We start from the raw sequence: 7583 nt of genomic DNA, 5'->3' as shown, positions 1-7583 counted from the left end.
ATGATCACGATAACAGCCAATACTGTTCCCGCGCAAAACGTGGTGCATTTAATTGGCGAAGTACTTGTAAATTAAAAATAATATAAAATTAATATAAAAATGATAGATACTATTTTATTACAGGCCGCAGGCGGTTTTGGAACACAACAAATAATTGTTTTTGGATTGATCGCACTTGTGTTTTATTTCTTTATGATCCGGCCTCAGGTAAAAAAATCAAAAGACCAGAAGAAATTTGTAACCGAGTTAAAAAAGGGCGATAAGGTAGTAACCACAGCCGGAATCCATGGCAGGATCCTTGAAATTAACGATGCCACTTTTTTGATTGAAGTAGACAATGGAAAGATCCGTTTTGATAAATCAGCAATATCTTTAGAGGCATCAAGAGCATTAAATGCGCCGCCGGTTGTTACTAAGTAATATTGAGGTAAAAGGCTAAAGGTTTTTAACACTTTACTTTTAATCTTTTTACCTTTCAGTCGTTAAATTAAGATAAAAATCAAAAGGTGAAAGGAGTGATTTGCTGCCTTTCACCTTTTGGCTTTTACCTTTCACCTCAAAATGGCAATAATAAAATTATCTGTAACAGAGCGAAGAAGATTATCGGCATTTTTTACGTGCCTGGTATTGGCTTTTGCCGCATGGATAATTACTGTTTTGTCTAACCCTAAGCCCTATGTAGTAAAGGAAGTGCTGGAGTTCAGGAATACTCCCCAAAGGCGGGCATTTCGTTCGTTACAGTCTGATACGGTTAATATTACGATTAACGGGACAGGCTGGGATATGCTTTTTTCAAAAATGAATTCCGCCTATAAAGCCATTACCATTGACCTCCACACGCTGGAGAGCAAAAGCTATGTGGTGTTAAGTTCGCAGAAAGACCAGATCAACAGTAAAAGGGAAGTTGACCAGCAAATAATCGCTTTTAATCCTGATACGCTTTATTTTGATTTTTCCAACAGGAAAGAGAAACGGGTGCCGGTGCATTTGGTAAGTGCGGTGAGATACGGGCGCCAGTTTTTTCAATCGGGGCCGGTAACTTTGAACCCGGCTTATGTGATCATTAATGGCCCTGCGAGTGTTATCGATAAAATAACATCATGGAATACGGATACTTTAAAGTTGGACAGCATTGACGAAAGTGTTGTTACCCGTATAGACATGCAACCGGTTAAAGAAGGGAATCTAAGCTTGTATCCTAAAAATATACAGGCTACTATCCCTGTTGATGAATTCACCGAAAAGGTTTTGGAGATACCCGTCAAGGTTTTAAACGCCCGGAATATAGGCGAGGTGAAGATATTTCCTCAAAAAGTTAAGGTAACTTTTACAACCTCATTAAGCAGGTATGCCGAGACTGATGAAGACTTTTTTGAAGCAACTGCAGACCTTGATCTCTGGAAAAAAAACGGTTATAAAACATTACCGGTAGTGCTTTCAAAGATCCCGGAATACTGCCATATCGTAAAGATCGAACCACGAAATATTGATTTTATCGTCAAAGAATAATGCTCAAAATCGGCATAACAGGCAACATCGGCAGCGGAAAGACCACTGTAAGTAAAATTTTTGAAATTTTGGGCATACCGGTTTTTTACGCCGATGATGCAGCCAAAAGCGTTATGGTAGCCGATCAGCAGCTGATCGCTGAAATAAAAGCGGCCTTTGGTAATGCCTCTTATTTTGAAGACGGTACTTTAAACCGTAAACATATTGCAGCCATAGTTTTTAATAATGACGAACAGTTAGCCAGGTTAAATGCTATCGTTCACCCCGCAACTTTCAGGGCTTTTGATACCTGGGTTAAAACAATTAGCAACGTGCCTTACGTTTTAAAGGAAGCAGCCTTATTGTTTGAAAGTGCATCGTTTAAAATGTGCGACTATAATATCATGGTGCAGGCTCCGTTTGAAACCAGGGTAGAACGGGTGATGAAAAGGGATGGTCTTAGCCGTGAAGAAATTGAAAAACGCGAAGGCTACCAATTATCCGAAGAAAAGAAAACCAAATTAGCCGATTTTATAATAAAGAACGACGATAGCGAGTTGGTAATACCGCAGGTTTTGGCGTTGCATGAGAAACTTGTCATTATGTCATTAGGTCATTAAGTCATTGGTGGCCGGCATTAAAAACATTATAATTAATTGATCTTAAACACCGTTCGTTAGGCTAATGACTCAATGACCTAATGACCTAATGACTCAATGACCTAATGATTAAAGAAGATTTTGTTTATTTCGATACCAACGGACTGTACTGCAAATACGGTGATTTTTATATCGACCCGGTATTGCCTGTAAAAAACGCCGTTATCTCGCACGCCCATGCCGATCATGCCAAAAGCAATAATCATACGGTGTACTGCACGGCGGCAACTTATGCGTTTATGCAACTGCGCTATGGTAAAAATGCCGCAGTTCAAAGCCATATAGTAGCTTACGATCAGCCATTCACCATCGGGAACGTGAAAATTACCCTCGTCCCGGCAGGGCATATGCTAGGCTCGGCACAGGTTTTAATGGAATATGAAGGTGTTGAATATTTATACACCGGTGATTATAAGCTTCAGGCCGATAATACCTGCGAGCCCCTTGAATGGGTTAAAACAGATGTGTTGATCACAGAAAGCACCTTTGCAAACCCTGAAATAACGCACCCTGATCCGGTTAATGAAATAGAAAAACTTAACGATATTAAAATAAATATCCTTTTGGGTGCCTATGGGCTTGGTAAAAGCCAGCGGCTGATCAGCATGATCAATCAATATGCACCTCAAAAAAAGATCCTGGTTCATCATAAAATTGCCCCCATTAATGCTATTTATGAGAAAATGGGATTTCCGCCCGGTAAATACGAACATTACAGCCGGAAGCTGATGAAGAACCAGGAGGAATTTGTTTATATCGTGCCACCTTTTACCTTTGATGCCTATATCCGTGCTACAGGGGTAAAGCGTTTATTTGCCTCAGGCTGGAAAAACCTGCAGGTAAATGAGCAGGATACCTTATTTATTTCGGATCATGTGGATTGGCAGGATATCCTGTTAACCATTAAACAAACCGATCCGCAACAAATATGGACCTTACATGGCAACGGACAGTATTTAAAGAAGCAATTCGGAAATGATATTTTTGTGAAACTATTATAGCAATGCTGGTTGAAAATGTTGATTTTTATATAAATGCCGATGGTAACTTTGTTTTTACAAGCGAATATCATTTAAAGCGCGGATATTGCTGCAAAAACAAATGCCTGCACTGTCCCTGGGAATATGGAAAAACGAAGCACGATAAAAATATTAAAAAATAAAAGGGATATTTGAATTTTAAGCCAACATGATGTATGAAGTTAGATGACGAAATAGTAAGCAGTAAATTCGAAGACAATTATCATAAAGTCGTGGTTAACGTTGGTTACACGCATGGCTGGCTGAATAATTTACTGCGGTCTGAATTTGAAAAGTATAATTTAACTCCTCAACAGTTCAATATTTTACGAATTTTAAGGGGGCAGTACCCGTGTCCGGCAACCGTGAACTTATTAAAAGAGCGGATGATAGATAAGATGTCTGATGCTTCGCGGATTGTAGACAGGCTGGTTCAAAAAGGCCTGGTTTCCCGTTGTACCAATTCAAAGGACAGGCGCGCCGTGGATATCCGGATAAGTGATGAAGGACTGGAAATATTAAGTAAGATGGATGTTGAATTTATTACGCGCGATTTCCTGAGCCAAAATTTGAGCGCAGAGGAGGCCGGGACTTTGAGTGATCTATTGGATAAATTACGCGGCTAATTCACGAACAAAAAATCCCGGTTGAATTTTTAGAAATATCCAAACAAAAAGCCAGCCTACGAAAGCGCCATAAATAGCCCCGCAAAAAACATCTATCGGGAAGTGTACGCCCACATACACCTGGGCAAATGATATTAAGCCAGCCCATAATATCCCCCAAAACCAGATCCATCGCCATTTTTTGCAAAACAACAAGATTATAAAAAAGGCCATTGCGAAATGGTCTGTGGCATGCGTAGAAGGGAAACTGAGCCCTGTGCCGCACGGTACGCGCAATATATCGGTTTTTGATACAACCGGATCCTGGCAGGGGCGAAGCCGGTGAACAAGCGGCTTTACTATGCGGGCACTGGTAAAATCGGCAAAGCCGGCTGACAGCGCCATGCACACAATTAGGATAAGTCCTGTTTTTTTATATTTCCATATAAAAAATGCAATAATGAACACATAAAGCGGTATCCAGGTAGGAGGATGTCGCAGCCAGGGCATTATCCAATCAAAAAAAGGGTTTGCCAGGTCGTGGTTAATAAAATAAAATAAATGCCGGTCCAGCTGCAAAAAAAAATCAGGCATTGTTTTTTTATATTTTTTTAAACTATCAGCTATGCTGATGTCAAAACGTTATAAGTAAAAGAAAAAAAGGCGTTACATATTAAACAGCGCCAAATATAAATAATAAATAGCGGCCTAAAACAATGCAACTTATATGTTGCATCGGTTAAATATTTTTATTTTTGCGGTATAAAACATTTACACTTTGACATTAATCAAATCAATCTCGGGCATTAGGGGTACCATCGGTGGTACGGTGGGTGAAGGCTTAACCCCGTTAGATATTGTAAAATTCACTTCGGCTTATGGCACCTGGGCTGTAAACAAAACAGAGTTAAAAAAAATAGTTCTTGGCCGCGATGCACGTATTTCGGGCGACATGGTAAATAACTTGGTGATAGGCACTTTACAGGGTTTAGGAATAGATGTTATTGACCTTGGCCTTTCAACAACACCAACCGTTGAAATAGCCGTGCCGGCAGAAAAGGCCGCAGGCGGTATCATATTAACCGCCAGCCATAATCCAAAACAATGGAACGCACTTAAGCTTTTGAACGGCGATGGCGAATTTATAAATGACGCGGAAGGCAAATCAGTACTTGAAATTGCCGAAAATAGCGACTTTAAATTCGCTGATGTAAACGACCTCGGCAAGGTTTATACTGATAAAAATTATCTGAAAGAACATATAGATCAGATACTTGCTTTGCCGCTTGTTGATGTTGAAGCCATTGCAAAAGCTGATTTTAAAATCGTTATTGATTGCGTTAACTCAACCGGGGGCATATTTGTTCCGGCTTTATTAAAGGCTTTGGGTGTTAATACCGTATATGAATTGTTTTGCGAACCTGATGGCATTTTTCCGCATAACCCGGAGCCTTTGCCCGAAAACCTTACCGCGCTATCAAAAGAGGTGCTGCAAAAAAGGGCCGATCTGGGCATAGCCGTCGATCCTGACGTTGACCGCCTTTGTTTTGTTTGCGAGGATGGCAACATGTTTGGCGAGGAATATACATTGGTTGCTGTCGCTGATTATGTATTAAAGCACACTCCTGGCAATACGGTGTCCAACCTGTCGTCAACCCGCGCTTTGCGTGATGTTACCGAAAAAGCAGGCTGCGAATACCATGCCGCAGCGGTGGGAGAGGTGAACGTGGTTACTAAAATGAAAGAGGTAAACGCCATCATAGGCGGCGAGGGTAACGGCGGAGTGATCTATCCTGAGTTACATTATGGCAGGGATGCTCTTGTCGGCATTGCCTTATTTCTTACCCACCTGGCTAAGTTTGGCAAATCTGTTTCAAATTTAAGAAGTACGTACCCGGGATATTTCATTTCCAAAAACAAGATCACCCTTACACCAGACATGGATATCGATGCCCTGTTGCTGAAGGTGGAAGACAAATACAAAAAACAACCCTATAGTACCATTGACGGGCTGAAAATAGAATTCGACAAAGAATGGGTACATTTGCGCAGGTCGAATACGGAGCCTATTATCCGGATCTATTCTGAAGGTAATTCAGAAACTGTGGCGAATAACCTGGCTAATAAGATTATTGCCGATATAAAAGAGATATTAAATTAATTATTGAATTAGTGAATTATTGAATTAGTGAATTAAAAGGTTTGCTTTCGTTTTCAAGTAAATCCAGATCGTTCACCCATTCAACTATTCACTAATTCACTCAGTCAACAACTCACTAATTGATATGCGTGTTTATCTGGATAATGCAGCTACCACACCGCTTGATGCTGAAGTAATGAAGCAAATGTATGCGGTGATGGAAAATACTTATGGTAATCCGTCGTCGATACATGGACATGGCCGGGAGGCAAGGACTTTGATTGAAAGATCGCGCAAGACCATAGCTAACCTGCTGCATTGTTCTCCGGCAGAAATATTTTTTACCAGCGGCGGTACCGAGGCGGATAATACCGCGATACGCTGTGGTATTATCGACAATCAAATTAAGCACGCTATTACCAGTCGTTTGGAACATCACGCCGTTATCCATACCCTTGAAGCGATGCAGAAAAACGGTATTATTAAGCTAAGTTTTGTTGATACCGACAACAGGGGCAATATTGACCTTCAGCAACTGGAAACATTACTCCGGGATAATGAGCGTAGTTTTGTGTCGTTAATGCACGCCAACAATGAAATAGGCACTTTAACCGATATTGACGGGGTAGGAGATATTTGTGAACAATACAATGCAGTTTTTCATTGTGATACTGTACAAACAATGGGACACTATGCCCACGATCTGAGTAAGTTGAAAATGCATTTTATGGTATGTGCGGCGCATAAGCTTCACGGACCGAAGGGTGTTGGCTTTTTGCATGTGAACCACAAAATTAAAATAAAGCCGATGATATACGGCGGTTCGCAGGAACGCAATATGCGCGGCGGCACCGAGAACCTGTATGGCATTGTAGGGCTGGCTAAAGCGCTTGAAATAGCCTATGCGGAAATGGCGCAGCACCAGGAACATATCCAGGGCTTAAAAACCTATATGATTAACCAGTTGACTGAAAAGGTGCCGGGGATCAGCTTTAATGGAGAAACAGATCCTGCTAAAAGTTTATACACAGTTTTAAATGTGTCATTCCCTGAAATGGAAATGGCGGATATGCTGTTATTTAATCTTGATATTGCCGGAATTTCAGCTTCAGGAGGCAGCGCCTGCAGCTCAGGCACGGATATTGGCTCGCATGTATTGGGGGCGATAGGGGCAAACCCATCAAGGCCGTCCGTTAGGTTTTCCTTTTCAAAATACAACACAAAGGCTGAGATTGACTACACAATTGCCAAAGTTCGCGAACTTTGCGCGGTAAACGCATAGGTAAATCAGACGATTGTAGTTTAAGTTTTACCAAAAGTAAGATAGGGCACGGATTTTGTTTGGTTTATTAATTATAAATTAATAAACCTATGAAAGCGAATAGTCAGAATAAATCGAAAAACCCCGAGCGGAAGGGAAATGGTATTCCCAAAGAAAACCCTGGCAAGAAAAGTGAAGGAGATGAGAATTTACTTTATCCTCATGAAAGGGAACTTCAACACCAGCAAAGCGGTAACGATGCTTCGTATAGCGAACAAATAGACGTTACTCCATCCAGGCAACATGAAGTTCCTTCAGTTGGCAATGCGACTACGGATTTTAAACCCAGCAACCACGGCCGCCGAGCCGGCAGGATGGTAGGGCACGAACCGGGTACCGAAAACGCAGTTT

General features: G+C 41.2%; 10 protein-coding genes. 9 read left to right on the top strand and 1 reads right to left on the bottom strand.

Annotated features, from left to right (window positions below):
* Positions 1-99: 99 nt before the first annotated feature.
* From yajC to QZY09_RS09880, 6 genes are all read left to right on the top strand, one after another.
* Positions 100-420 (top strand): preprotein translocase subunit YajC, encoded by a 321-nt coding sequence (gene yajC / locus QZY09_RS09905; protein WP_295671856.1) that lies wholly within the window; start codon positions 100-102, stop codon positions 418-420.
* 141 nt (positions 421-561) lie between these two features.
* On the top strand, positions 562-1509 hold the full coding sequence (locus QZY09_RS09900) for a YbbR-like domain-containing protein (RefSeq protein ID WP_295671853.1): 948 nt from the start codon (positions 562-564) through the stop codon (positions 1507-1509).
* Complete coding sequence (coaE, locus tag QZY09_RS09895) at positions 1509-2108, top strand: dephospho-CoA kinase (protein WP_295671850.1); 600 nt, start codon at positions 1509-1511, stop codon at positions 2106-2108. Before QZY09_RS09900 ends, coaE begins: the two co-directional genes overlap by 1 nt.
* A gap of 104 nt (positions 2109-2212) precedes the next feature.
* Positions 2213-3148: an MBL fold metallo-hydrolase gene (locus tag QZY09_RS09890; protein ID WP_295671848.1), complete on the top strand. Its 936-nt coding sequence runs from the start codon at positions 2213-2215 to the stop codon at positions 3146-3148.
* A gap of 2 nt (positions 3149-3150) precedes the next feature.
* Positions 3151-3309 carry a DUF5522 domain-containing protein gene (locus QZY09_RS09885; RefSeq protein WP_295671845.1) on the top strand — a complete coding sequence of 53 codons (159 nt, stop codon included), beginning with the start codon at positions 3151-3153 and terminating at the stop codon, positions 3307-3309.
* Positions 3310-3342: 33 nt separating this feature from the next.
* Positions 3343-3792: a MarR family transcriptional regulator gene (locus QZY09_RS09880; RefSeq protein ID WP_295671842.1), complete on the top strand. Its 450-nt coding sequence runs from the start codon at positions 3343-3345 to the stop codon at positions 3790-3792.
* Here the strand turns inward: QZY09_RS09880 and QZY09_RS09875 are convergent.
* Complete coding sequence (locus QZY09_RS09875) at positions 3781-4365, bottom strand: phosphatase PAP2 family protein (protein WP_295671841.1); 585 nt, start codon at positions 4363-4365, stop codon at positions 3781-3783. The genes QZY09_RS09880 and QZY09_RS09875 overlap by 12 nt on opposite strands.
* Before the next feature lie 184 nt (positions 4366-4549).
* Here QZY09_RS09875 and glmM point away from each other — a divergent pair, with 184 nt between their 5' ends.
* The 3 genes from glmM to QZY09_RS09860 form a co-directional block, all read left to right on the top strand.
* Positions 4550-5932, top strand: coding sequence for a phosphoglucosamine mutase (glmM, locus tag QZY09_RS09870; RefSeq protein ID WP_295671838.1), 1383 nt, complete (start codon positions 4550-4552; stop codon positions 5930-5932).
* 124 nt (positions 5933-6056) lie between these two features.
* Positions 6057-7193: a cysteine desulfurase family protein gene (locus tag QZY09_RS09865; protein ID WP_295671835.1), complete on the top strand. Its 1137-nt coding sequence runs from the start codon at positions 6057-6059 to the stop codon at positions 7191-7193.
* Between the two features lie 89 nt (positions 7194-7282).
* Positions 7283-7583: hypothetical protein (locus QZY09_RS09860; RefSeq protein ID WP_295671832.1), on the top strand; the 301-nt coding region annotated here is incomplete at its 3' end.

Source organism: uncultured Mucilaginibacter sp. (assembly GCF_903913935.1).
GTDB lineage: Bacteria > Bacteroidota > Bacteroidia > Sphingobacteriales > Sphingobacteriaceae > Mucilaginibacter.
The sequence above is the reverse complement of the archived record's forward strand: the minus strand, read 5'-3'. Positions and strand labels throughout refer to the sequence as shown.

Bases quoted from the DNA above. Each gene is read 5' to 3' on its own strand.
- yajC (WP_295671856.1), top strand. From the start codon at position 100: ATGATAGATACTATTTTATTACAGGCCGCAGGCGGTTTTGGAACACAA.
- QZY09_RS09900 (WP_295671853.1), top strand. From the start codon at position 562: ATGGCAATAATAAAATTATCTGTAACAGAGCGAAGAAGATTATCGGCA.
- coaE (WP_295671850.1), top strand. From the start codon at position 1,509: ATGCTCAAAATCGGCATAACAGGCAACATCGGCAGCGGAAAGACCACT.
- QZY09_RS09890 (WP_295671848.1), top strand. From the start codon at position 2,213: ATGATTAAAGAAGATTTTGTTTATTTCGATACCAACGGACTGTACTGC.
- QZY09_RS09885 (WP_295671845.1), top strand. From the start codon at position 3,151: ATGCTGGTTGAAAATGTTGATTTTTATATAAATGCCGATGGTAACTTT.
- QZY09_RS09880 (WP_295671842.1), top strand. From the start codon at position 3,343: ATGAAGTTAGATGACGAAATAGTAAGCAGTAAATTCGAAGACAATTAT.
- QZY09_RS09875 (WP_295671841.1), bottom strand. From the start codon at position 4,365: ATGCCTGATTTTTTTTTGCAGCTGGACCGGCATTTATTTTATTTTATT.
- QZY09_RS09865 (WP_295671835.1), top strand. From the start codon at position 6,057: ATGCGTGTTTATCTGGATAATGCAGCTACCACACCGCTTGATGCTGAA.